This window comes from Mesorhizobium sp. M0751 (genome assembly GCF_040320265.1).
Taxonomy (GTDB): Bacteria; Pseudomonadota; Alphaproteobacteria; order Rhizobiales; family Rhizobiaceae; genus Mesorhizobium.
The window spans coordinates 124376-147934 of record NZ_JAMYPH010000014.1; the positions used below are offsets into that span (position 1 = coordinate 124376).

Here is a 23559-nt window from a genome sequence, read left to right on the forward strand (position 1 = left end):
ATCTCGTCCAACATTGGGTCAATTTTCCACGCATGCCACGGCTGGCCAGCAATGACAATCGGACGGAGGAATGGCGGCAACGCGAAGATCTCGTCGGTGCAGATCTCGGGATCGGTATCCCGCACCGCACCGACGAGCCCCTTTGTGCCGGGTTCTTCGACGCCGGCATCCGCCCCCGCGGATCCTGAATTTCGGCACCCTTGCACCCGACGATCTCCCGGGCGTTCGGGCAGGCGATTTTTCGTGCGGCTCAGCCGTCGTCCTCCGTTCCGAGCCTGTCACAGCGATAATGTCGCGCCACGCTGGAGACGTTGTCAACGCGAAATTGTGGTGTTTTCTGGTTTTTTGCCCGAATTTTGCTAAATTCCTTGGAGTTAGTGGCATTTATGCCGTAGAAACGGTCAGCGGTGCAACAATCCGGCCGGATGGAACCGATGGTCCACTCGAAGCGGCATGGCGAAATCCTGCGCCTCCTCAAGGAGGAAGGCACTGTTACCATTGCCAGCCTGGCCGACCGGCTGGGCGTCTCGCTGGAGACGGTACGCCGCGACGTCAAGCCACTGACCAGCGACGGTTCCATCCTCAAGATGCACGGCGCCGTCGGCCTGCCGTCGATTGCCGGTGAAGCGCCGTTCGAGCGGCGCATGCGCGAGAACGCCGATGCCAAGCGGGCAATTGCCCGCATGGTCGCCGCCACCATCCGCGACGGCGAATCGATCATGCTCGACACCGGCACCACCACCTCATTCCTGGCCCGGGAACTGCTCGGCCACCGGCGGCTGACGGTCGTCACCAACTCCTCCGACATCGCCCGCACACTGGCCACCGTCAACGGCAACAAGGTCTATATGGCCGGCGGCGAGCTGCGCAGCGATTCCGGTGCTGCCTTCGGCGTCTCGGCCATCGAATTCGTCAGCCGCTTTTCGGTCAGCCATGCGGTGATATCGACCGGTGCGGTGGATGCCGTCACCGGCGTCATGGACTATGATTTGGAAGAGGCCGAATTCGCCCGCATGGTGCTGTCGCGCGGCCAGCGCTCGCTTGTCGTCACCGACCACAGCAAATTCGGCCGCCAGGGCCTTGTTCAGGTCTGCGGCTTCGGCGGCTTTTCCGAACTCGCGACCGACCGGCCGCCGCCGCACGACATCGCCGCCGTCCTCGCCCAGGCCGGCGCGCGGCTCAGCATTGCGGACGGCGGAAGCGAGGGCTGAGCTCTATCGGGAGATCGGCACCAGCATCCCACTTCCCAGCGCCGCCTCTGCCGTGTTTAGTCCAGCCATGGCTTTCACCATCCGCCAATTGCAGTTCTTCGTCGCCGTCGCCGAGCAAGGCACGGTGTCGGGCGCCGCCCAGAACCTGTCGATCTCGCAATCCTCGGTCACCGAAGCGATCAAGGAGTTGGAGCACGATCTCGGCGTCGAGCTGTTCGAACGTCACCCGCGCGGCTTGAACATCACCCACAAGGGTCACCAGTTCCTGCGCCATGCGAGAAAGATCCTGGCCGACGTTTCCGATGCGCGCCGCGCCTTCTTCGGCGAACAGACCGCGGCAAGCGGGCGGCTGCAACTTGGCGTTACCTCGCTGGTCGCCGGCTATGTGCTGTCCGATCTTCTTGCCCGCTATCGCCGCGCCTATCCGGGTGTCGAGGTCTCGGCGATCGAGGACAATGGCGACTATCTCGAGCACCTGTTGATTGGCGGCAAGCTCGACATTGCCGTCATGGTCACCTCGAACCTGCGCGACCGCACGGCACTGCAGTCCGAAATCCTCGAAGTCTCGGCCTACCGGCTGTGGCTGCCGCTCGGCCATCCCTTGGCAGGTGCCGACATCATCGGCATCGGCGACATCGCCTCGGAACCGCTGATCATGCTGACCGTCGACGAGATCGAGGAGAATACCGGAAAGCTGCTGACGGCGATCGGCGCCAAGCCGCACGTCGCCTTCCGCACCCGCTCGGTCGAAGCGGTGCGCAGCCTCGTCGCCACCGGCGCCGGCGTGGCGCTGCTGCCCGACCTTGTCTACCGGCCATGGTCGCTGGAAGGCGACCGCATCGAATCGCGCGATATTTCGGGGTCGTTGCCGGTCGTCCAGGTCGGCATGGTCTGGCGGCGCGGCTCCGGCCTGCCGCAGGCGGCGCGCGACTTCATCGGACTTGCCCAGTCGCAGCGCATGGTGCGCCAACGGCCCGAGAAGATCGGCCGCTAATGTATCGGAAAAACCGATATCGGCTTTCTGATAAATGAATTTGCGAAACCGGAAATTTCGCAGCACTTTTCGGTCAGGGAACAAAGCTGCCGGAGCACGGCTCTTCAGAGCCGCGCATCCAACGTTAAACGGGCGCATGACTTTTTCCGAAAGCCGAAACCGGTTTCGGCTCACGCAAAAATGGGAGATCGACGATGAATTCATTGCTGAAATCATGCACTGCCTTGACGGTCGCGCTGAGCTTCTCCGGCCAGGCCATCGCCCAGGTCAAGGAGCTCGGCAAGGGCGAAGGCGAGGTCAATATCGTCGCCTGGCCGGGCTATATCGAGCGCGGCGAAACCGACAAGGGCTATGATTGGGTCACTTCGTTCGAAAAGGAAACCGGCTGCAAGGTCAACGTCAAGACCGCCAACACTTCCGACGAGATGGTCTCGCTGATGAACGAAGGCGGCTTCGACCTGGTCACCGCCTCGGGCGATGCCTCGCTGCGCCTGGTCGCCGGCAAGCGCGTCCAGCCGATCAACACCGACCTCATACCGAGCTGGAAGACGGTCGACGACCGGCTGAAGGATGCGCCCTGGTTCACCGTCGGCGGCGTTCATTACGGCGTCCCCTATCAGTGGGGGCCGAACGTGCTGATGTACAACACCGAAGTGTTCAAGGAGGCGCCGAAGAGCTGGAACGTGGTCTTCGAGGAAATGAAGCTGCCCGACGGCAAGTCGAACAAGGGCCGCGTCCAGGCCTATGACGGTCCGATCCACATCGCCGACGCCGCCAATTACCTGATGGCTCACAAGCCGGAGCTCGGCATCAAGGATCCGTACGAACTGACCGAGGACCAGTACAAGGCCGCGCTCGACCTGCTGCGGGTCCAGCGTACGCTGGTCGGACGCTATTGGCATGACGCCGCCATCCAGGTCGACGATTTCCAGAACGAAGGCGTCGTCGCCTCCGGTTCTTGGCCCTACCAGGTCAACACGCTGATTGCGGCCAAGAAGCCGGTCGCCTCGACTATCCCCGAGGAGGGCGTTACCGGCTGGGCCGACACCACGATGATGGAGGCCGATGCTGCCCACCCGAACTGCGCCTACATGTGGATCGAGCATTCGCTGTCGCCGAAAGTGCAGGGCGACGTCTCCGCCTGGTTCGGTTCGCTGCCGGTGGTGCCCGCCGCTTGCAAGGGCAACGAACTGCTCGGCGAAGAAGGCTGCAAGACCAACGGCTACGACAATTTCGACAAGATCAAGTTCTGGAAGACGCCGGTCTCGAAATGCGCCGCCCAGAACGATCAGTGCGTGCCCTATTACCGCTGGGTGTCGGACTATATCGGCGTCATCGGCGGGCGGTGAGTTCGTCTCACCTACTAAGCTCGGCGCTGCCCCTCACCCTTACCCTCTCCCCGTGAAGAACGCGGGGTCGCCAGCGTTGGAGCGCCTCCCTTCTCGCCGTCCACTATATGGGGAGAAGGCGCCGGCAGGCGGATGAGGGGCGGCGCAACCGCCTGAAATTTAATGAGCCTGACAGATCAGGACAGCCCATGACCTCCGCCGTTTCCTTCCAAAAAGTCTCCCGCCATTTCGGCAGCGTGCGTGCCGTCGACGCGGTCGATCTCGACATCGTGCCGGGCGAGTTCTTCGCCATGCTTGGGCCTTCCGGTTCGGGCAAGACGACGTGCCTGCGCCTCATCGCCGGGTTCGAGCAGCCGACGGCGGGCTCGATCTCGATCTTCGGCGAACGCGCCGAGGGCGTGCCGCCCTATCGCCGCAACGTCAACACCGTGTTCCAGGATTATGCGCTGTTCCCGCATCTCAACGTGCTCGACAACGTCGCCTATGGGCTGATGGTCAAGGGCGTCGGCAGATCGGAGCGGCAAAAGGCGGCGGAAGAGGCGCTGGCGCTGGTGCGGCTTCCCGGCTACGGCGCGCGTCGCCCTGGCCAGCTTTCCGGCGGCCAGCGCCAGCGCGTCGCGCTCGCCCGGGCGCTGGTCAACCAGCCCAAGGTGCTGCTGCTCGACGAGCCGCTCGGCGCGCTCGACCTCAAGCTTCGCGAAAACATGCAGGAGGAGTTGAAATCGCTGCAGAAGGCGCTGGGCATCACCTTCGTGTTCGTCACCCACGACCAGGGCGAAGCGCTGTCGATGGCCGACCGCGTCGCCGTCTTCAACGACGGCAAGATCATGCAGATCGGCACGCCGGAAGACATCTACCAGCGCCCCAAAACCCGCTTCGTCGCCGATTTCGTCGGCTCGTCCAACGTGCTGCCGCCGGATTTCGTCCAGCGCTATGCCGGCCAGCATCGCTGGGGCAGCCTGCGGCCCGAATCCATCCGCATTGGCAGGGCGGCCAAGGGCGAAGGCGTAGCCGCCCGCCTTGTCTCGACCAATTATCTCGGCGCCACGACAAGACTGGCGCTCGATGCAGAGGGCTTGCGGCTGCATGCCATCGTCCCGGCGGGTGCTGCCTTGCCCCGGGAAGGCGAGGCGGTGGTGCTCACCTTCAACCGCGAGCATTTGCATTTGATGGACGAGCTGGGATGATCAAGGTTTGCGCGCGGCGCCCCCCTCTGTCCTGCCGGACATCTCCCCCTCAAGGGGGGAGATTAGCAGTTTCTCGGCCTCGCCAAATCTGCCACCTTGGAGATTGGCGAAACCGAAAGGGGCAGCCAATCTCCCCCCTTGAGGGGGAGATGTCCGGCAGGACAGAGGGGGGCGCGAAGGATCGCGGCCTGTCATATCTCCTCCTCCAGGACACGGCGGCGTCATGACGACCGCCGCGCTCAACTCCAGTCCGGCGCCCGCCATCCTGCCGGGCAGTGGCGGCGTACGCGGCGCGCTCTCCGACCTCTTCTGGCGCCGGCCGCAATTCCTGCTTCTGCTGATGCTGCTGCCGCCGGTTCTGTGGCTCGGCATCGTCTATATCGGCTCGCTTTTCGCGCTGCTTTTGCAGAGTTTCTTTTCGATTGACGAGTTCTCCGGCCTGATCAACCGCGAGTTCACGCTGAAGACTTACGGCGACCTGCTGCAGGCCGCCAATCTCGACATCATCCTGCGCACGGTGACGATGGCGGCGCTGGTGACGCTCGCGTCGGCGGTCATCGCCTTTCCCATCGCCTATTACGCGGCGCGCTATGCGCGCGGCCGTTGGAAGGCGTTGTTTTATCTCGGCGTCATGCTGCCGCTGTGGTCGAGCTACCTGGTCAAGATCTATGCCTGGAAGCTGATCCTCGCCAAGGAAGGCATCCTGACCTGGCTGCTGGCCAAATTGCATCTTCTGTGGCTGCTCGATGCCTGGCTATCGCTGCCGGTCGTCGGCGGCAACTCGCTGTCGGTCTCCTCAACCGGCACCTTCATCGTCTTCGTCTATGTCTGGCTGCCCTTCATGATCCTGCCGGTGCAGGCCGCACTCGAGCGCGTGCCGGGCAATTTGGTCGAGGCCTCGTCCGATCTGGGAGCCTCGCCCGGCCAGACCTTCCGCAACGTGCTGTTCCCGCTGGCGCTGCCCGGCATCGTCGCCGGGTCGATCTTCACCTTCTCGCTGACGCTCGGCGACTACATCATCCCGCAGATCATCGGTACCTCGCGGCTGTTCATCGGCCAGGCCGTCTATTCGCAGCAAGGCACCGCCGGCAACATCCCGCTCGCCGCCGCCTTTACCGTGGTGCCCATCGTCATCATGGGCTTCTACCTCTGGGGCGCCAAGCGCATGGGGGCTTTCGATGCGCTCTGACCGTGGCCCATCCGCGCCTCTCGGCCTGAAGCTCGCCGCCACCGGCGGCCTGCTCTTCCTGCATTTGCCGATCCTGCTGATCTTCGTCTATGCCTTCACCACCGAGGAGAAAAGCTTCGTCTGGCCGCCGCCGGGCCTGACGACGCAATGGTTCGCCGTCACCTGGAACCGGCCCGACGTCTGGCAGGCGCTGTCGCTGTCGGTGCGCGTTGCGGCGATCTCGACCGCCATCGCGCTGGTCCTCGGCACGCTCTGCGCCGCCGCCGTGTCCCGCACAAAATTCTTCGGCCGCGAGACCATCTCGCTGCTGGTGATCCTGCCGATCGCGCTGCCCGGCATCATCACCGGCATTGCGCTGCGCTCGGCCTTCGCGCTGGCCGAAATCCCGTTCTCGTTCTGGACGATCGTGCTCGGCCACGCCACTTTCTGCGTGGTCGTCGTCTACAACAATGCGGTCGCCCGTTTCCGCCGCACGTCCGGCTCGATGATCGAGGCGTCGATGGACCTCGGCGCCGACGGATTCCAGACCTTTCGGCATGTCGTGCTGCCCAACATCGCAACCGCGCTGCTGGCCGGCGGCATGCTTGCCTTTGCGCTGTCCTTCGACGAGGTCATCGTCACCACCTTCACCGCCGGCCAACAGCAGACGGTGCCGATCTGGATGCTCGAAGAATTGATCCGTCCGCGCCAGCGTCCGGTCACCAATGTCGTGGCGATGGTCGTGGTGCTGGTGACGCTGCTTCCCATCCTCGCCGCCTATTACCTGACCCGCGATGGCGACCAGATCGCCGGTTCGGGCAAATGATCTCGTTCATAAGGGAGAGACTTCCATGGACACGCAGATGCTGATCGGCTCGAAATTCGAAAAAGGCGCCGAGACCGAAGAACCGATCCTCAACCCGAAGACCGGAGCGACCATCCTCAATCTGCCCGAGGCCAGTCCGGCGCAGATCGAGGCGGCGGTGCTTGCGGCCGAAAAAGCCTTCGTCACCTGGTCCCGCACAACGCCGGCGCAGCGCGCCGGCTATCTCCTGAAGATCGCCGATCGCATCGAGGCTGCTGCACAGGATTTCGCGGCGCTCGAGGCGCTGAACTGCGGCAAGCCGATCAATGCCGTGCTCAATGACGAGATCCCGGCGATCGTCGACTGCTACCGCTTCTTTGCCGGCGCGGTGCGCTCGATGCCCGGCCAGGTCGCCGGCGAATACATTCCCGGTCACACCTCGATGGTCCGCCGCGACGCCATCGGCGTTGTCGCGTCGATCGCGCCGTGGAACTATCCGCTGATGATGATGGCCTGGAAGCTGGCGCCGGCGATTGCCGGCGGCAATACCGTCGTCTTCAAGCCGTCGGAACAGACGCCGCTGACTGCGCTCAAGCTGGCAAAAATCCTTGCCGAGATCCTGTCGGAAGGCGTCGTCAACGTCGTGCTCGGCCGCGGCGACAGCGTCGGCAACACGCTGATCAACCATCCGAAGGTCAACATGATCTCGATCACCGGCGACGTCGCCACCGGCAAGAAGGTGCTGCAGGCCGCCGCCAAATCGGTCAAGCGCACGCATCTCGAGCTCGGCGGCAAGGCGCCGGTCATCGTCTTCGATGACGCCGATCTCGGTGCGGTGGTCAACGGCCTGCGCGCCTTCGGCTATTACAATGCCGGCCAGGACTGCACCGCCGCCTGCCGCATCTATGCCGGCAAGAAGATCTACGACAAGCTCGTCGCCGACCTCTCCGCTGCGGTCTCAACCATCAAGTATGATCGCCCCGACGATACCGAGAACGAAATCGGGCCGCTGATCTCGCGCCGCCAGCGCGACCGCGTCTCGAGCTTCGTCAAGCGCGCATCCGAGCTCAAGCACATCGAGATCACCACCGGCGGCAAGCCGGGCGAGGGCTCCGGCTTCTTCTACCAGCCGACCGTCGTTGCCGGCGCGCTGCAGGAGGACGAGATCGTGCGCCGCGAAGTGTTCGGCCCGGTGGTCTCGGTCACCCGCTTTTCCGAAGTCGACGAAGCGGTGAACTGGGCCAATGATTCTGACTACGGCCTGGCGTCGTCGGTGTGGACCAAGGATGTTTCGCGCGCCATGGCGACGGCGGCCCGGCTGCAATATGGCTGCACCTGGATCAACACCCATTTCATGCTGACCAACGAGATGCCGCATGGCGGACTGAAGCAATCCGGCTACGGCAAGGACATGTCTCTCTACGCGCTGGAGGACTATACAGCCGTCCGCCACGTCATGGTTGCGCACGGGTGAGAAGCGGTCCGCGTAGCGGACGAAAAGCCAATTGCTTGGCTTTTCGAGCTTCGAACGCCCTGAGCCTGCGAAGGGCCGGGGGACGGTCGCGGGCACAAGGCGCCGGCTGAAAGCGCGGCGCGACTATTCTTCCGCCTCCTCCGGCTCGCCTGCGGCGGGCGCCACCAGCAGCACAGCGGCGCCGAGGAGCGCGGCAATAAAGGAGCCGGCGAGGATGCCGACCTTGACCGCGTCCTGCAGAGCGACGTCGCTGGCGAAGGCGAGCAGGCCGGTGAACAGGCTCATGGTGAAGCCGATGCCGCAGAGCAGCGAAATGCCGACCATATGCAGCCAGCCGGCATTGACCGGCAGATCGGCGAAGCCGAGCCGGATGGCAAGCGCGGAAGACCCGAACACGCCGACCAGCTTGCCGGCGACGAGACCGGCGGCGACGCCGAGCGTCAGCGGCTCGGCCAGCGCGCCAGCGCTGAGACCGCCGAGCGAGACGCCGGCGTTGGCGAAGCCGAAAATCGGGATGACGAAAAAGGCGACGACTTTGTGCAGGCCGTGTTCGAGCCGGTGCAGCGGCGAATGGTCGAGATCGTGGCCGCTGCCGGGCGAGATCTTCAATGGGATGGTGAGGGCCAGTGCAACGCCGGCGAGCGTCGCATGGACGCCCGATTTGAGCACCAAAACCCACAGAACGATGCCGAGCAAGACGTACGGCAGCAGCGTCAGCACGCGCATGCGGTTGAGCACCACCAGCAGCGCGATGACGGCAAAGGCGGCGCCGAGATAGGCGAGCGAGAGGCCGCTGGTATAGAACACCGCGATGATGAGCACGGCGCCGAGATCGTCGATGATGGCAAGCGCGGTGAGGAATATCTTCAGCGAGCCGGGCACGCGGCTGCCAAGCAGCGACAGCACGCCGAGCGCAAAGGCGATGTCGGTAGCGGTCGGAATCGCCCAGCCGGACAGAGCGGCTGGATTGTTGCGGTTGATGGCGACGTAGACCAGTGCCGGCACCGCCATGCCGCCGGCGGCGGCGATGCCGGGCAGCACGCGGCGCGGCCAGGTCGAGAGCTGGCCGTCGAGCATCTCGCGCTTGATCTCCAGGCCGACCAGCAGGAAGAACACTGCCATCAGGCCGTCATTGATCCAGTGCGAGACGCTGAGCGGTCCGAGATAGGCATGGAGGGCGGAGAAATAAGCCTCGCCCAGCGGCGAATTGGCGACGATCAGGGCCAGGGCCGCCGCAGCCATCAGGATGAGGCCGCCGGCCGCCTCGCTGTCGAGGAATTCGCGCAGCATGGAGACCAGCCGCTTTTCGTCCTGCATGTCGCCTCCGTCATATCAGCGGCAAGGTCCGACACCGCCAAGCGATGATGCGCAAACAGCGCTGGCCGGGCAAGCCTGTAATGGGAGCCCTTTAGCGCGGCGCGCGCTTGGCGAGGATGCGTTGCAGCGTGCGGCGATGCATGTTCAGGCGGCGTGCGGTTTCCGAGACGTTGCGGTCGCACATTTCGTAGACGCGCTGGATGTGTTCCCAGCGCACGCGATCGGCTGACATTGGATTTTCGGGCGGCGCTGCGCGTTCGCCCGCCGTGCGGGTCAGGGCTGCAAAGATATCGTCGGCATCGGCCGGCTTCGATAGATAATCGATGGCGCCGAGCTTCACCGCCGTCACCGCAGTGGCGATGTTGCCGTAGCCGGTGAGGATGATGGCGCGGGCATCGTCGCGCTTCTCGCGGATCGCGGCGACGACGTCGAGGCCGTTGCCGTCGGCCAGCCGCATGTCGACCACCGCATAGGCGGGCGGATTGGCGCGCGCCTTGGCAACCGCCTCCTCGACGCTCTCCGCCGTCTCGACCACGAAACCCCTGGTTTCCATGGCGCGGGCAAGCCGCGTCAGGAACGGCTTGTCGTCGTCCACGATCAGCAGCGAGGTGTCCTCGCCTTCGACCATTGCGCCAATCGTTTCGTCAGTACTCATCGTGCTGAAAATCCTGCTGCCTGATTTTTACGCAAATATAGTTTCGCAAGGCTATTGTCCAATTTAGGCCGTGTCGAACATGGTGGCCGAAGCCTGCTCGGGATTGAGGAAGACGCTGCGCGGCCACGATATCTGCACGATAGCGCCCTCGCCGGGCTCGCTCGAATTGCGGAAATCGAGCGTCGCGCCGGAGCGTTCGAGCAAGGTCTTGGCGATGAACAAGCCGAGGCCGAGGCCGCCGCCGGCTTCGGTGCCCTGGCGCGTCGACATATAGGGTTCGCCGATGCGGTCGATGATCTCCGGGGGAAAGCCCGGCCCGTCGTCGATGATCGAGAAGCTGACGGCGGCCTCATTCCATTTCCAGCGCACTGTCACACTTTTGCGGGCGAAGTCGACGGCGTTCTCGACCAGATTGCCGAGGCCGTAAATGACGCCGGGATTGCGCCGGCCCACCGGTTCCGGGCCGATGCGCTCGCCCGGCCGAAGCTTGATCGAAATGCCGAAATCGCGGTGCGGCGCCGTCACTTCCTCGACCAGCGAGGTCAGCGGCAGACGCGAGAGGTGCACCTCGCTCTCGGAGGAAAGGCTGGTCAGGCGCTTCAGGATTTCGCGGCAGCGCTCGCTCTGCGAACGCAGCAGCTTCACGTCCTCGCCGTATTTCGGATCTTCGCCAAGCGCCTTCTCCATCTCCTTGGCGACAAGCGTGATGGTGGCGAGCGGCGTGCCGAGCTCGTGCGCGGCGGCCGCCGCGAGGCCGTCGAGGGCCGAGAGATGCTGCTCTCGCTGCAACACCAATTCCGTGGCGGCAAGCGCGTTGGCAAGCAACCGCGCCTCCTCGGCCACCCGGAAGGCATAGATCGCGGTAAAGGCGATGGAGCAGAACACCGCCATCCACATGCCGGCGACATAGACGAACGGCATCGCCAATGGCGCGCCCTCATGCCAGGGCAGCGGCAGGTGGTAAAAGACCAGCAGCGTCGCCGCCACGATCACCAGCGCGCCGAGCAGGGCCGTCAGCCGCAGCGGCAGCGACGTCGCCGAGACGACGACGGGCACGGTCATCAGCAGCGAAAACGGATTGGTAAGGCCGCCGGTCATGTAGAGCAGGCCGGCAAGCTGCAGGCTGTCGAAGGTCAGGATGGCGAAGGCCGAGAACGGGGTAAGCCGATGCGCCGCCGGATAGCGGAAGGTCAGCAAAAGGTTCATCCAGGCCGAACAAGCGATCAGCGCAAAACACATGCTGACCGGCAGCGGAAATTTCAGCCCGTAAGCGACGACAAGCACGGTCAGGCTCTGGCCGACGATGGCAAGCCAGCGCAACCTGATCAGCGTGTTGAGGCGCAGCCGCTGGCTTTGCTGGAAGTCGGGTGCGTGCAGGATGTTTATCATGGCCAATGATTATAGAGGGGAAACAGCCGGAGGTCTTTTCCGAAAACTGCCGAAGCTTGCCTTCCGTTCGGGATGACAGCCTCGAAGCATCAGGTACCGCGCGGCTTGGCGCGGCTGGTGGCGGCGGCGAGAAGCGGGTTCTCCGGCCAGACATGCCTGGGATAGCGGCCGCGCATCTCTGCCCGCACATCGGCCCAGGAGCCGCGCCAGAAGCCGGGCAGGTCGCGCGTCGTCTGAATCGGCCGATGCGCCGGCGATAGCAATTCGAGCGTCAGCGGCACAGTGCCGTTGGCGATCGCGGGGTGCCGGTCGAGACCGAACAGCTCCTGCACGCGAACCGCCAGCACCGGCCATTCGCCGTCATAGCGGATCGGCAGCCGGCTGCCCGACGGCGCGTCGAAGTGGGTCGGCGCCAATGTGTCGATCTTGCGCTGCAATTCGTGCGGCACCAGCGTCATCAGGCCTTGCGAAAGCACGCTGGGATCAATCGCCGCAAAGGATGCGGCACCGGAAAGGAACGGCAGCAGCCAGTCGTCGAGGCGCTCGGCGAGCGCGGCATCGGAGACATCGGGCCATGGTGCGCCAAGGCCGCGATGCAGCCAGCCGAGCCGCTGCCGCAACATCTCCGCCTCCCTGTTCCACGGCAACAGGGACAGGCCGTGTTCGCGCAAGGCGCCGAGAATGGCGCTGTCTGCGTCGGCACCGGTCGGCGCCGGCAGCATGCGTTCAGACAACATGATGGCGCCGAGGCGAACCGTTTCGCGCACCCGCACCGCGCGCCTGTCGCGGTCGAAGCTCGCCTCGCGGCGGGTCTCGATCCTTTCCGCCAGCGCGGCACGGATGTCGGCCTCGTCGATGGCTGCCGCCGCGGTGATGCGGGCGTTGTGCGCCTTGCCCTGTAGGTCGGCGACGACAAGCCAGGTCTCGCCGGCCAGCGGATCGGAGGCGTCGAGCATGGCGCCCGAGCCGTTGGCCAGCACGAAGCGACCACGCTCGCCGCGCGCCTTGGCGACCCGATCCGGCCAGGCATGGATGAGGAGAGCGCCGGCATTACCCTCTCCCTTGAGGGGAGGGTCGGCGAGTGAGCCTTGCGCAGCAAGGCGAGGGAGACGGGGTAGGGTCGGCGATGGCGTGCCCGACCCGCCCCCACCCCGCTCCGCCTCGCGGATCGACCCTCCCCTCAAGGGGTAGGGTGAAGCCTGCTTTGCCAATCTCTCGGCCAGCTGCCGGGCAGCGGTGGCACGCGGCGATCTTTCGGCGTGAAAGCGCATCAGCCGCCGTTCGAGATCGGCGCCATCGCCGCCAAGGCCACGCTCAGTGAGCAGCACGGCGAGTATCGCCGCCTCGAGTGCCTGTCCGGTCCTTGCCGCCTCGGCGACCATATGGGCGAGCCGAACCGGTAGCGCCAGCCTGCGCATCGCGGCACCGGCTTCCGTCAGGCGGCCTGCCGCATCGACAGCATCGAGCGCGCGCAGCAGCGCCCTAGCCTCGGTGAGCGCCGGAGCCGGCGGGGAGTCGAGGAAGGACAGGCTGGTCGGATCGGCGACGCCGAACGCGGCGCAATCGAGCAACAGGCCGGAAAGATCGGCCTCGAGGATTTCCGGCGGCGTGAAGGGCGGCAGGGCCGCCGTCTGCTCGGCCCGCCATAACCGGATGGCGACGCCCGGCTGCGTGCGCCCGGCACGGCCGGCGCGCTGGTCGGCGGAAGCGCGGGAAGCACGTACCGTCTCCAGCCGCGTCAGGCCGCTCGCCGGCTCATAGCGCGGCAGCCGCGACAGGCCGGAATCGATGACGACGCGCACGCCGTCGATGGTGATGGAGGTTTCGGCGATCGACGTCGCCAGCACGACCTTGCGGCGGCCGGGCGGCGCCGGCTTGATCGCCGCGTCCTGCGCCTTGTTGTCGAGCATGCCGTAGAGCGGCACGATGTCGGTGTCGGCGCCGACCTTGCCCGCCAGCCGCTCGGTGGTGCGCTCGATCTCGCGCTGGCCGGGCAGGAAAGCGAGCACGCTGCCCTGCTCCCCGGCAAGCGCCGAGCGGATCACCCTGGCCATGGCATCCTCGATGGTGACGCCGGCCGGCCGCTCGTCATAGCGGACATCGACCGGAAAGGCGCGGCCTGCGCTCTCGATCACCGGCGCGCCGGACAGCAGTCTTGCGACACGCGCGCCGTCGAGCGTCGCCGACATCACCAGCAATCTGAGTTCGGGCCTCAGCGCACTTTGCACGTCGAGCGCCAGCGCCAGCCCGAAATCGCCGTCGAGCGAGCGTTCGTGGAACTCGTCGAACAACACCGCCGCGACACCGGGCAGTTCGGGATCGTCGAGGATCATGCGGGACAGCACGCCTTCGGTGACGACGAGAATCCTGGTCTTTGCGGAAGTGCGGTTTTCCATGCGCATGGCATAGCCGACGGTTTCGCCGGGCTCTTGGCCGAGCAATTCGGCCATGCGGCGGGCGGCAGCGCGGGCGGCTAGGCGGCGCGGCTCGAGCAGAATGATCTTTCCGGCGCCGAGCCATTCAGCGTCGAGCAGCGCCAATGGAACCAGCGTCGTCTTGCCGGCGCCGGGCGGCGCCACCAGCACGGCGCTATTGCCACGGCCGAGCGCTTCATTGAGCGCCGGCAAGACAGCGGAGACCGGCAGTTCCGGCAAGGGTTTTGTGGTCATTGTCCCAAGGATGTGCAGCCAGTTGGCGCCGATCGCATATCAGCGGTGGCGGTCGCGGCGCAACCTCGGCGCCGACTCAAAGCCTGATCCGCGAAAACGGGTTCCAGCGCACCGTGCCGAGCCGCACCTCCTCGCGCACCATCGTCAGCAGGCCGGAACCGCCGACCACAGCGAGCCCGACCAGCGATAGAAAATCAGGATATTCCCTGAAGAACAGCGCGCCTAGAACCACCGCCCAGACGATCTGCGAGTAATGCGTCGGCGCGATGCGGTTGGCCGGTGCGTATTTGACCGCCAGCAGATGCAGCAGCTGGCCGCCGGCGGTGAAGGCGCCGGCCAGTACCAGCCAGGCCCATTGCCTGCCATCCGGCAGCGAGAACGACGTAGCCGCCGCACCGACGCCGTTGAAGAGCAGGCCGTAGCCGATCAGCACGCCGAGCATCGTCGTGCGCTTTTCCTGCGCGGCGAGCGAACGCATCAGGATGACATTGGTGGCGGCCAGGAAGGCGATGATGAACGCCGCCAGATGGCCAAGCTGCAACTCGCGAAAACCAGGCCTGACGACCAGCATGACCCCGGCAAAGCCGGCGACGACCGCCAGCCACCGCCATGGGCCGACCTTCTCCTTGAGGACCAGCGTGGCCAGGATGGTGACGAACAGTGGCGCCAGGAAGATCAGCGCATAGACTTCTGCCAGCGGGATGGTGGTGAAGGCATAGACGCTGAGCACGCCCGAGGCTATGCCGGCCCAGGCGCGGGCCTGTACCGCCCACGGCCGGCTCGTGCGCCAGAAATCGCGCCAGCGCTCGCCTGCCGGCCTGGCAAAGAGCAGAAAGCAGCCGGCAAACAATGTCGAGAAGAAGCCGATCTCGAAGACGTTGAACTGCCCGCCCAGGCTTTTGACAACGGCGTCGCTGCACGAATAGCTTGCATAGGCGATGAGAGCGAGCAGAATTCCGTTGGGCACGTTTTTCCGTTTCCGGGAGAGATGAGAGTGAAGATACTGGCGCTTGGCGCGCATCCGGACGACATCGAGATCTTCGTGTTCGGTACGATGGCGGCCTATGCCGCGCAAGGCGCAGAACTCTTTTTTGCCATAGCCACCGATGGCGCCAGGGGCGGCTATGGCGATCCGGCCGCACTTATCCGCACGCGCCGCAAGGAGGCGATGGCGGCGGCCGGCTTGCTTGGCGTGACGCCGCGCTTTCTCGATTTTCCCGATGGCGCACTGGTCGCCGATGCCGCGCTGATCGGGGCGCTGAAAGCACTGATCGGCGAGATAGGGCCGGATCTGGCGATCACCCATGCGCCGAACGATTATCACGGCGACCATCGCGCGCTGTCGGACGGCGTGCGCATAGCCGCCTCATTCTCGGTGCCGGTGCTGCACGCCGACACGTTCGGCGGCACCGGGTTTTCGCCAACGCACTATGTCGATATCTCCAGGCATTTCGATCTCAAGGTGGACGCCATCCGGGCGCACCAGTCGCAGGATCCCGAGCGTTTCGTCGACGCGGCGCGCACGCAGAACGCCTTTCGCGCCGGCCAGTGCAACGGCCCAGCCGGATCGTTCGCCGAGGCCTTCCGCTTCGAGCCGGTCTTCCCCTTCGCCGACATCCGCGCGCTGCTGCCGCCGGCCCCAGTGATCCGTCCGGTGGCGGTCAGCAACAAGACGGTGACCTAGGCAGGTCGCCGCAACTTCTCACGTTGCTTTCCTATCCAGCATGCTGCGATGCAGCAACGAATTCTCTTGCCTTGTTTAGTAAAAATTGCATCACTAAACAAATTACTAAACATCCGGTGCGCCGCCGCGTCGTTGTGTTTAGGCCCCGGAGGAGGGGTTTAGCGGGCTCTTGAAACCGTCATCCGGACGCGTTTCGCAAATGGGAGGAAGGCATGAAATCGACCTTGAAACTGACGTTGGGACTGGCCTCGACACTCTTTGCGTCGACAGCCGTTTCGAACGTTGCGCAGGCAGAAGATCTGACGCTTTGCTGGGCGGCCTGGGACCCGGCCAACGCGCTTGTGGAATTGTCCAAGGACTTCACCAAGGAATCCGGCATCGGCATGAAGTTCGAATTCGTGCCGTGGACCAACTATGCCGACCGCTTTCTCAACGAGCTGAATTCGCACGGCAAGCTGTGCGACCTCATCATCGGTGACAGCCAGTGGATCGGCGGTGCCGCCGAGAACGGCCACTACGTCAAGCTGAACGACTTCTTCGACAAGGAGAAGATCAGCATGGATGATTTCGTGCCGGCGACCGTCGTCGGCTATTCGGAATGGCCGAAGAACTCGCCGAATTACTGGGCGCTGCCGGCCATGGGCGACGTCGTCGGCTGGACTTACCGCAAGGACTGGTTCTCTAAGCCGGAGCTGCAGAAGGAATTCAAGGAAAAGTATGGCTGGGATCTCGGACCGCCGACGACCTTCGACCAGCTGAAGCAGATCGCCGAATTCTTCCAGAAGCGCGAGATCGACGGCAAGACCGTCTATGGCGCGTCGATCTACACCGAGCGCGGCTCGGAAGGCATCACCATGGGTGCCATGGACGTACTCTACAGCTTCGGCTTCCAGTACGAAAACCCGAAAAAGCCCTACGAAATGGAAGGCTTCGTCAACTCCGATAAATCGGTGAAGGGCCTGGAGTTCTACAAGGCGCTCTATGATTGCTGCACCCCTCCCGGCGCCTCGAACAGCTACATGGGCGAAGGCGTCGATGCCTTCAAATCCGGCCAGGTGGCGATGCATATGAACTTCGCCTTCACCTGGCCAGGCCTGCAGAAGGACGAGAATATCGGCGGCGACAAGATCGGCTATTTCGTCAATCCCAAAGGTCCGGACGGCGACCAGTTCGCCCAGCTCGGCGGCCAGGGCATCTCGGTGGTCTCCTATTCCGACAAGCAGGAAGCCGCGCTCAAATACATCAAATGGTTCGCCAACAAGGACGTGCAGTCCAAATGGTGGTCGCTCGGCGGCTATTCCTGCCTCAACGCGGTCGTCAAGGACCCGGGCTTCCCGGCCAGCCAGCCCTATGCGCAGACCTTCCTCGACTCGATGGCAATCGTGAAGGACTTCTGGGCGGAGCCGAGCTACGCGCCGCTGCTGCAGGCATCGCAGAAGCGTTTCCACGACTATGTCGTTGCCGGGCAAGGCTCGGCCAAGGATGCGCTCGACGGCCTCGTCAAGGACTGGACCGAGGTCTTCCAGGACGACGGCAAGATGTAAACGGCTCCTCCCGAGCCCATGACCGAACCGTCCCGTGCCACCCTTGGCACGGGACACAGTTCAGATAAATTCCATTGTCGAGACGATCCAAGTGACCGAAGCAGGACTGACCATGCTCAATCGGACGGCGGACAGCGTTGCCCGGGCTACGCCTGAGCCGTTGGCCCGCAAGGTCCGGGGCATCAGCGACAAGGGCCTCGCCTGGCTGTTCATCTCGCCGACGATCCTGTTGCTTCTAGCCATCAACATCTTTCCGCTGTTCTGGGCAATCTATCTGTCCTTCACCAATTTTCGCGCCAATCGGCCCAACGAGGTTGTGAAAAACCTTGGGCTGGCGAACTACAAGCGCATCCTGGCTGACCAGGACATCTGGATCGCCATGCAGACGACGGCGCATTTCGTGTTCTGGACCATCCTGCTGCAAACGCTGATCGGCTTTACGCTGGCCTGGCTGATCGACCGCAAGTTCCGCGGCCACGCCTTCTGGACGACCATCATCCTGGTGCCGATGATGCTGTCGCCGGCGGTGGTCGGCAATTTCTGGCGCTTCCTCTACGAGCCGCAGATCGGGCTGTTCGCCTACGCCGTTTCGTTCGTCACCGGCATACCAGCAACCGAAATCAGCATGCTCTCCAACGTGTCACTGGCGCCATGGTCGATCATCATCGTCGACACCTGGATGTGGACGCCTTACGTGATGCTCATCTGCCTCGCCGGCCTGCGCTCGATCCCCGAATACATCTACGAAGCGGCCGAGGTCGACCGCGCCTCCAACTGGCGGCAGTTCTGGTCGATCACACTGCCGATGGCGCTACCCTTCATCATGCTGGCGGTGCTGTTTCGCGGCATCGAGAACTTCAAGATGTTCGACATGGTCAATTTGCTCACCGGCGGCGGGCCGGGATCGACCACCGAAGTGGCCTCGATCACGTTGAAGCGGCAGGCCTTCGAAAGCTGGCGGACGGGCTATTCCTCGGCCTTTGCCATCATCCTGTTCGTCGCGGTGTTCGGGCTGGCCAACATCTACGTCAAGGCGCTCAACAAGGTGAAGCAGAGATGAGCCTGACGTCAGCCCATTCCGTTGTCGCGCCGTCGGCCACGTCGAAGCGCGTCGCCGGCACGATCATCGTCGCCTACGCGCTGATCTCGATCGTGCCGCTGCTGTGGATCTTCGCCACCAGCTTCAAGACGCCGCCCGATTCCATCGCTTACCCACCGAAGATCCTGTTTCAGCCGAGCGTTGAGGGCTACTGCAACCTGTTCACGACGCGCACAAGGCAGACGCCGGAATACATCAACTCGCTTGGGCCGGCGACGGGCCTGTGCGACGAGACGGTGCGCAAGCGCAACATGGTGATCGCCGGCCCGTCGAACTTCATGCCGCGCTTCGTCAATTCGCTGATCATCGCGTTCGGCTCGACGTTTTGCGCGGTGTTCCTCGGCACGCTGTCGGCCTATGGTTTTTCGCGCTTCAAGGTGCCGCTCGCCGACGACCTTCTGTTCTTCATCCTGTCGACGCGGATGATGCCGCCGATCGCCGTCGCGATTCCCATCTACCTGATGTACCGGGAGCTTGGCCTGTCGGACACGGCGCTCGGCATGATCCTGCTTTATACGGCGGTCAACGTGTCCTTGGCGGTGTGGCTGCTGAAAGGCTTTATCGACGAGATCCCGCGCGAATATGAAGAAGCGGCGATGATCGACGGCTATACGCGGCTGCAGGCGTTCTGGCGCACCGTACTGCCGCAGGCGACTACCGGCATTGCCGCAACAGCCATCTTCTGCCTGATCTTTGCCTGGAACGAATATGCCTTCGCCGCGCTGCTGACTTCGGGCACGGCGCAGACCGCGCCGCCCTTCATCCCAACCATCATCGGCGAAGGCGGCCAGGACTGGCCGGCGGTCGCTGCCGGCACGACGATCTTCCTGGTGCCGATCCTGGTCTTCACCATCCTGCTTCGCAAGCAGTTGCTGCGCGGCATCACCTTTGGCGCGGTGCGCAAATGAACCTGACAGCAAAACGCAAATCGCGCTGGCCCGTTTGGGCTAGGCGCGGGCTGATGGAAAACGTCGCCACCGCGATCATCGCGATCGGCTTCCTGATGCTGTTCCAGCCCTTCGCACTGGTGCTCTACACCTATTCCTTCATCACCATGCTTGCGGGCACGGCGATGTTCATCGTCGTCTCGAAATTTCCGGAGTAGACGATGGCCGAGATCAGGGTCGAACATCTGAGGAAGGCATTCGGCGATTTCGTCGCTGTGCAGGATTCCAACTTCGTCGTCGAGGACGGCGAATTCTTCGTCATGCTAGGGCCGTCGGGCTGCGGCAAGACGACGACGTTGCGCATGATCGCCGGGCTCGAACTGCCGACCGGCGGCAAGATCCTGCTTGGCGGCGAGGACGTCACCATGCGGCGTGCCCGCGAGCGCGACATTGCCTTCGTCTTCCAGCTGTTCGCGCTCTATCCGCACATGAATGTGCGGAAGAACATCGGCTTTCCACTGCTGGCGCAAGGCATGCCAGGCGCTGAAATCCGGACCAGGGTGGAAGAGACGGCGAAGCTTTTGCGGATCGACCATCTGCTCAACAAATCGGTCTCCGGGCTAGCCGGCGGCGATCGCCAGCGCGTGGCGCTCGGCCGCGCCATCGTACGGCGGCCAAAGTGTTTTCTGATGGACGAGCCGCTGGGGACCCTTGATACAGAATTCCGCGATTTGATGGTCCATGAGCTGCGCGAACTGCACAACCGCATCCACGCCACCACCGTCTATGTCACGCATGACCAGATGGAAGCGATGTCGATGGCCGACAAGATCGCGGTGATGAACCATGGCGTCATCGAGCAGTTCGGCACGCCGCGTGAGATCTACGATCGGCCGGCAACGATGTTCGTCGCCGACTTCATCGGCTCGCCGCCGATGAATTTCCTCGGCTTCGGCGGCGGGCTTTCAAAGGGCGCCAGGGAAATTGTTGTGCAAGGCGCGAAGGTGGCGGTGCCGGAGGTGCGCGAGGATGTCGCGCCGGCCGAGATGGCGCTTGGCATCCGACCGGAGCACATCCGTTTCGATGACGCTTCGAAGCTGCGCGGCGCCATTTATGGCACCGAATATCTCGGCACCACGCAGATCGTGGCGGTGGAGACGGCAGACGGCATCATCAAGGCCAGGGTGCCGGCCGAAATCCGGCTCAATCCGGGCGATCATGTCGGCCTGGCGCTGAGCAGCGCGCGGCTGTCGCTGTTCGCAAAAGGATCCGGCCGTGCGGTGCGCACCGAAATCCATGACTCAGCCTCCCAGGGGAGGGCGCATCATGGCTGACGTTCACATCAACGGCGTGACCAAGGTTTTTGGCGAGCATGTCGCCGTCGACAATCTCGACCTGCATATCGCCGACGGCGAATTCGTCGTGCTGCTCGGGCCGACCGGCGCCGGCAAGACGACGACGCTCAGGCTGATCGCCGGGCTGGAGCGGCCGGAAGCGGGCTCGATCCATATTGGCGGCCACGACACGACGACGCTGTCGCCGGCCGAGCGCGACACCGCTTTCGTCTTCCAGCAATATTCGCTCTATCCGCATCTGTCGGTCTACGACAACCTCGCCTTTCCGCTGCGCTCGCCGGCGCGGAAAATGCCGGAGGACCAGATCCGCCGCCGCGTCGAGGACGTGGCCAAGATGGTGCGCATCCACCACAAGCTGAATAATCGCTCGACCAAACTGTCGGGCGGCGAGATGCAGCGCGTCGCCATCGGCCGCGCTCTGGTGCGCAAACCGTCGATCTACCTGATGGACGAGCCGCTGTCGTCGCTCGACGCCAAGCTGCGTGCCGATCTCAGGCTCGAGCTGAAGCGCATCCAGGCCGAACTCGGCGCCACAATGCTCTACGTCACACACGACCAGATCGAAGCGATGACCATGGCCGACCGCATCGGCATCCTCGCCGACGGCGTGCTGGTGCAGATTGGTTCCCCGCGCACGATCTATTCTGAGCCGGCAAACCTTCACGTCGCCGCAAGGCTCGGCCAACCGGCAATTAATTTGTTGCCGGTCGGCCTGCTTCCGGATGGCGGCGCGCCGGCGGGGACCAGGACGATCGGAGCGCGCACCGAACATCTTTCGATCGAGAAGGCGGCGAACGGCCATGCCGACGGCGTCGTCGATTGGGTCGAGCATCTCGGCGACCAGAACCATCTGCACGTGACGGTGGGGACCAGGAAGCTGGTGACGCTGACCGACCCCGACGCCGATCTGGCGCAGGGCGACAAGATCATGATCCGCTATCGCTCGCCGCTGTATTTCGGCGCCGATGGGCGACGGCTGATGTGAGTGCTGCGCGAGTGTTTTCCTGGCACCTTTCAACCGGCAATTTCGGGCACCGGACTGGACCAATTCGATGAAGCATTTTTTCAATCGCAGGGATACGATCGTAACTGAGGCCCTGGACGGCTTTCTCGGCACGACCGGCGCCGGCGATCTCGCTCGCCTCGACGGCTATCCCGAGATCAAGGTCATTCTCCGCGCGGACTGGGATAAGACCAAGGTCAGCATCATCTCCGGCGGCGGGGCCGGGCACGAACCCGCGCATGCCGGTTTCGTCGGCGTGGGCATGCTGACGGCGGCGGTTTCGGGCGAGATCTTTGCTTCGCCGAGCGTGGAAGCAGTATTGGCCGCCATCCGCGCGGTGACCGGTCCCGCCGGGTGCCTGCTGATCGTCAAGAACTATACCGGCGATCGCCTCAACTTCGGCTTGGCCGCCGAGAAGGCGCGCGCGGAAGGCTTTCGCGTCGAGATGGCGATCGTCGCCGACGACATTGCCCTGCCGGACATTGCCCAGCCGCGCGGCGTTGCCGGCACCTTGTTCGTGCACAAGATCGCAGGCTATCTGTCGGAAGCCGGCAACGATCTGGCGACGATTGCCGCTGCGGCGCGCGCCGCGGTGGCGGATATCGTTTCACTCGGCATATCGCTGTCGTCCTGCTCGATCCCCGGCCAGAGCCATGACGAAAGATTTGGCGCCGACGACGCTGAACTCGGCCTCGGCATCCATGGCGAACCGGGCGTTGAGCGGATTGCGGTACAAAGTGCCGAAAGACTGGTTGCGATCATGTCGGAGCGCCTTGCCGCGCGGCTCGATCCCGCCAGCGACTACGCCTTGCTGATCAACAATCTCGGTTCGGTGCCACCGCTGGAAATGTTGCTTGTCGCCAATGCGGTATTGGCATCACCGCTGGCACGAAAGGTGACGCTGACGATCGGGCCTGGGCAGCTTATGACGGCGCTCAACATGAACGGCTTTTCTCTGTCGCTGATCCGGCTCGATGCGCCGCGCGAAGCGGCGTTGCGGGCGCCGGTAGGTCCTCACGCCTGGCTGCCGGCAAGAGCGGTTGGCCCAATGAGCATCGTGCCGATGGCAAAAGCCGCCAGCCTTGGCAACGCGTCGAAAGCCAGCCAGGACGCGCGCACCGAGCGGCTGGTGGTCGCGGTCTGCGAACGGCTGATCTCGCTTGAAGGCGCGTTGAACAGACTGGACGCCAAGGCTGGAGACGGCGACACCGGATCGACTGTGGCGGCCGGTGCGCGCAGCGTGCTAGGCCGCATTGCGACACTGCCGCTCGCCGACCCTGCCGCAACGCTCGCCGCCGTCGGCGACATCCTGAGCGCCAGTATGGGCGGCTCTAGCGGCGTGCTGCTGTCGATCTTCTTCACCGCCGCCGCGCAGGCGCTGCAGTCTGGCGAAACGCTTCCCAAGGCGCTTCTCGCCGGCCTGGATCGGGTGTCCTTCTATGGTGGAGCGAGGATCGGCGATCGCACGATGATCGATGCCCTGGAACCCGCCTTGAGGGCGCTGGATAGGGGGAGTCTGGAAGATGCGGCGGTCGCGGCGCGAAGCGGAGCCGAGGCCACCGCTGCAATGCGCAAGGCCAAGGCCGGGCGGTCCGCCTATATTGGCAGCCAGCTCGACGGCGTGGTCGATCCGGGCGCCTTTGCCGTCGCCGAGGTCTTCACTGCCCTCGCTGCGTTGCTCGAACCCGCTTGACTGGGGAAAAGAATGCTTCAATTGCCGGATATGCAATTTTCTCGTACTGCCGGCAGCGCAGGGGCCAGGAGCATGG

20 protein-coding genes are annotated in these 23559 nt (G+C 64.2%); 15 read left to right on the forward strand and 5 right to left on the reverse strand.

What is annotated here, in order from left to right:
• The first annotated feature begins 434 nt into the window (after positions 1-434).
• The 7 genes from NKI19_RS21460 to NKI19_RS21490 all read left to right on the forward strand — a co-directional run bounded on the left by NKI19_RS21460 (position 435) and on the right by NKI19_RS21490 (position 8188).
• Complete coding sequence (locus NKI19_RS21460; protein ID WP_352488004.1) at positions 435-1211, forward strand: DeoR/GlpR family DNA-binding transcription regulator; 777 nt, start codon at positions 435-437, stop codon at positions 1209-1211.
• 67 nt (positions 1212-1278) lie between these two features.
• Positions 1279-2205, forward strand: a complete 927-nt coding sequence (locus NKI19_RS21465) for a LysR family transcriptional regulator (protein ID WP_352488002.1) — start codon at positions 1279-1281, stop codon at positions 2203-2205.
• Between the two features lie 194 nt (positions 2206-2399).
• Entirely contained in the window at positions 2400-3554 is a 1155-nt protein-coding gene (locus tag NKI19_RS21470; RefSeq protein WP_352488000.1) for an ABC transporter substrate-binding protein, read from the forward strand.
• 188 nt (positions 3555-3742) lie between these two features.
• Positions 3743-4741 (forward strand): ABC transporter ATP-binding protein, encoded by a 999-nt coding sequence (locus NKI19_RS21475; RefSeq protein WP_352487998.1) that lies wholly within the window; start codon positions 3743-3745, stop codon positions 4739-4741.
• Positions 4742-4964: 223 nt separating this feature from the next.
• Positions 4965-5930, forward strand: coding sequence for an ABC transporter permease (locus NKI19_RS21480; RefSeq protein ID WP_352487996.1), 966 nt, complete (start codon positions 4965-4967; stop codon positions 5928-5930).
• Positions 5920-6735, forward strand: a complete 816-nt coding sequence (locus NKI19_RS21485) for an ABC transporter permease (protein ID WP_352464332.1) — start codon at positions 5920-5922, stop codon at positions 6733-6735. Before NKI19_RS21480 ends, NKI19_RS21485 begins: the two co-directional genes overlap by 11 nt.
• A gap of 25 nt (positions 6736-6760) precedes the next feature.
• The gene (locus NKI19_RS21490) at positions 6761-8188 is read left to right on the forward strand and encodes a gamma-aminobutyraldehyde dehydrogenase (RefSeq protein ID WP_352565219.1); all 1428 of its coding nucleotides are present in this window, start codon (positions 6761-6763) and stop codon (positions 8186-8188) included.
• A 123-nt stretch (positions 8189-8311) separates the two neighbouring features.
• On the opposite strand, the gene nhaA is transcribed toward NKI19_RS21490, so the two are convergent.
• From nhaA to NKI19_RS21515, 5 genes are all read right to left on the reverse strand, one after another.
• Positions 8312-9505, reverse strand: a complete 1194-nt coding sequence (nhaA, locus tag NKI19_RS21495) for a Na+/H+ antiporter NhaA (protein WP_352487992.1) — start codon at positions 9503-9505, stop codon at positions 8312-8314.
• A 91-nt stretch (positions 9506-9596) separates the two neighbouring features.
• Positions 9597-10160, reverse strand: a complete 564-nt coding sequence (locus NKI19_RS21500) for an ActR/PrrA/RegA family redox response regulator transcription factor (protein WP_023676342.1) — start codon at positions 10158-10160, stop codon at positions 9597-9599.
• A 63-nt stretch (positions 10161-10223) separates the two neighbouring features.
• Positions 10224-11549, reverse strand: coding sequence for an ActS/PrrB/RegB family redox-sensitive histidine kinase (locus tag NKI19_RS21505; protein ID WP_352487990.1), 1326 nt, complete (start codon positions 11547-11549; stop codon positions 10224-10226).
• Between the two features lie 89 nt (positions 11550-11638).
• The gene (hrpB, locus tag NKI19_RS21510) at positions 11639-14218 is read right to left on the reverse strand and encodes an ATP-dependent helicase HrpB (RefSeq protein ID WP_352565221.1); all 2580 of its coding nucleotides are present in this window, start codon (positions 14216-14218) and stop codon (positions 11639-11641) included.
• Positions 14219-14294: 76 nt separating this feature from the next.
• Positions 14295-15185: a DMT family transporter gene (locus NKI19_RS21515; RefSeq protein WP_352487988.1), complete on the reverse strand. Its 891-nt coding sequence runs from the start codon at positions 15183-15185 to the stop codon at positions 14295-14297.
• A gap of 27 nt (positions 15186-15212) precedes the next feature.
• On the opposite strand from NKI19_RS21515, the gene NKI19_RS21520 reads away from it, so the two are divergent.
• The 8 genes from NKI19_RS21520 to NKI19_RS21555 all read left to right on the forward strand — a co-directional run bounded on the left by NKI19_RS21520 (position 15213) and on the right by NKI19_RS21555 (position 23483).
• Complete coding sequence (locus tag NKI19_RS21520; RefSeq protein WP_352487986.1) at positions 15213-15902, forward strand: PIG-L deacetylase family protein; 690 nt, start codon at positions 15213-15215, stop codon at positions 15900-15902.
• Between the two features lie 212 nt (positions 15903-16114).
• Positions 16115-17446 carry an ABC transporter substrate-binding protein gene (locus NKI19_RS21525; protein ID WP_352487985.1) on the forward strand — a complete coding sequence of 444 codons (1332 nt, stop codon included), beginning with the start codon at positions 16115-16117 and terminating at the stop codon, positions 17444-17446.
• A 112-nt stretch (positions 17447-17558) separates the two neighbouring features.
• Complete coding sequence (locus NKI19_RS21530; RefSeq protein ID WP_031211681.1) at positions 17559-18506, forward strand: carbohydrate ABC transporter permease; 948 nt, start codon at positions 17559-17561, stop codon at positions 18504-18506.
• The gene (locus NKI19_RS21535; RefSeq protein WP_023717959.1) at positions 18503-19453 is read left to right on the forward strand and encodes a carbohydrate ABC transporter permease; all 951 of its coding nucleotides are present in this window, start codon (positions 18503-18505) and stop codon (positions 19451-19453) included. Before NKI19_RS21530 ends, NKI19_RS21535 begins: the two co-directional genes overlap by 4 nt.
• Entirely contained in the window at positions 19450-19650 is a 201-nt protein-coding gene (locus NKI19_RS21540) for a hypothetical protein (RefSeq protein ID WP_352487984.1), read from the forward strand. Before NKI19_RS21535 ends, NKI19_RS21540 begins: the two co-directional genes overlap by 4 nt.
• 3 nt (positions 19651-19653) lie before the next feature.
• On the forward strand, positions 19654-20766 hold the full coding sequence (locus NKI19_RS21545; protein ID WP_352487983.1) for an ABC transporter ATP-binding protein: 1113 nt from the start codon (positions 19654-19656) through the stop codon (positions 20764-20766).
• Positions 20759-21772 carry an ABC transporter ATP-binding protein gene (locus NKI19_RS21550; RefSeq protein WP_352487982.1) on the forward strand — a complete coding sequence of 338 codons (1014 nt, stop codon included), beginning with the start codon at positions 20759-20761 and terminating at the stop codon, positions 21770-21772. The genes NKI19_RS21545 and NKI19_RS21550 overlap by 8 nt, the downstream gene beginning before the upstream one ends.
• Before the next feature lie 67 nt (positions 21773-21839).
• Positions 21840-23483 (forward strand): dihydroxyacetone kinase subunit DhaK, encoded by a 1644-nt coding sequence (locus tag NKI19_RS21555; RefSeq protein WP_352487981.1) that lies wholly within the window; start codon positions 21840-21842, stop codon positions 23481-23483.
• Positions 23484-23559: the final 76 nt, after the last annotated feature.

Coding starts and splice junctions, on each gene's coding strand:
- NKI19_RS21535 (WP_023717959.1), top strand. CDS start 18,503: ATGAGCCTGACGTCAGCCCATTCCGTTGTCGCGCCGTCGGCCACGTCG.
- hrpB (WP_352565221.1), bottom strand. CDS start 14,218: ATGACCACAAAACCCTTGCCGGAACTGCCGGTCTCCGCTGTCTTGCCG.
- NKI19_RS21505 (WP_352487990.1), bottom strand. CDS start 11,549: ATGATAAACATCCTGCACGCACCCGACTTCCAGCAAAGCCAGCGGCTG.
- NKI19_RS21530 (WP_031211681.1), top strand. CDS start 17,559: ATGCTCAATCGGACGGCGGACAGCGTTGCCCGGGCTACGCCTGAGCCG.
- NKI19_RS21465 (WP_352488002.1), top strand. CDS start 1,279: ATGGCTTTCACCATCCGCCAATTGCAGTTCTTCGTCGCCGTCGCCGAG.
- nhaA (WP_352487992.1), bottom strand. CDS start 9,505: ATGCAGGACGAAAAGCGGCTGGTCTCCATGCTGCGCGAATTCCTCGAC.
- NKI19_RS21480 (WP_352487996.1), top strand. CDS start 4,965: ATGACGACCGCCGCGCTCAACTCCAGTCCGGCGCCCGCCATCCTGCCG.
- NKI19_RS21540 (WP_352487984.1), top strand. CDS start 19,450: ATGAACCTGACAGCAAAACGCAAATCGCGCTGGCCCGTTTGGGCTAGG.
- NKI19_RS21550 (WP_352487982.1), top strand. CDS start 20,759: ATGGCTGACGTTCACATCAACGGCGTGACCAAGGTTTTTGGCGAGCAT.
- NKI19_RS21470 (WP_352488000.1), top strand. CDS start 2,400: ATGAATTCATTGCTGAAATCATGCACTGCCTTGACGGTCGCGCTGAGC.
- NKI19_RS21500 (WP_023676342.1), bottom strand. CDS start 10,160: ATGAGTACTGACGAAACGATTGGCGCAATGGTCGAAGGCGAGGACACC.
- NKI19_RS21475 (WP_352487998.1), top strand. CDS start 3,743: ATGACCTCCGCCGTTTCCTTCCAAAAAGTCTCCCGCCATTTCGGCAGC.
- NKI19_RS21460 (WP_352488004.1), top strand. CDS start 435: ATGGTCCACTCGAAGCGGCATGGCGAAATCCTGCGCCTCCTCAAGGAG.
- NKI19_RS21490 (WP_352565219.1), top strand. CDS start 6,761: ATGGACACGCAGATGCTGATCGGCTCGAAATTCGAAAAAGGCGCCGAG.
- NKI19_RS21525 (WP_352487985.1), top strand. CDS start 16,115: ATGAAATCGACCTTGAAACTGACGTTGGGACTGGCCTCGACACTCTTT.
- NKI19_RS21555 (WP_352487981.1), top strand. CDS start 21,840: ATGAAGCATTTTTTCAATCGCAGGGATACGATCGTAACTGAGGCCCTG.
- NKI19_RS21485 (WP_352464332.1), top strand. CDS start 5,920: ATGCGCTCTGACCGTGGCCCATCCGCGCCTCTCGGCCTGAAGCTCGCC.
- NKI19_RS21545 (WP_352487983.1), top strand. CDS start 19,654: ATGGCCGAGATCAGGGTCGAACATCTGAGGAAGGCATTCGGCGATTTC.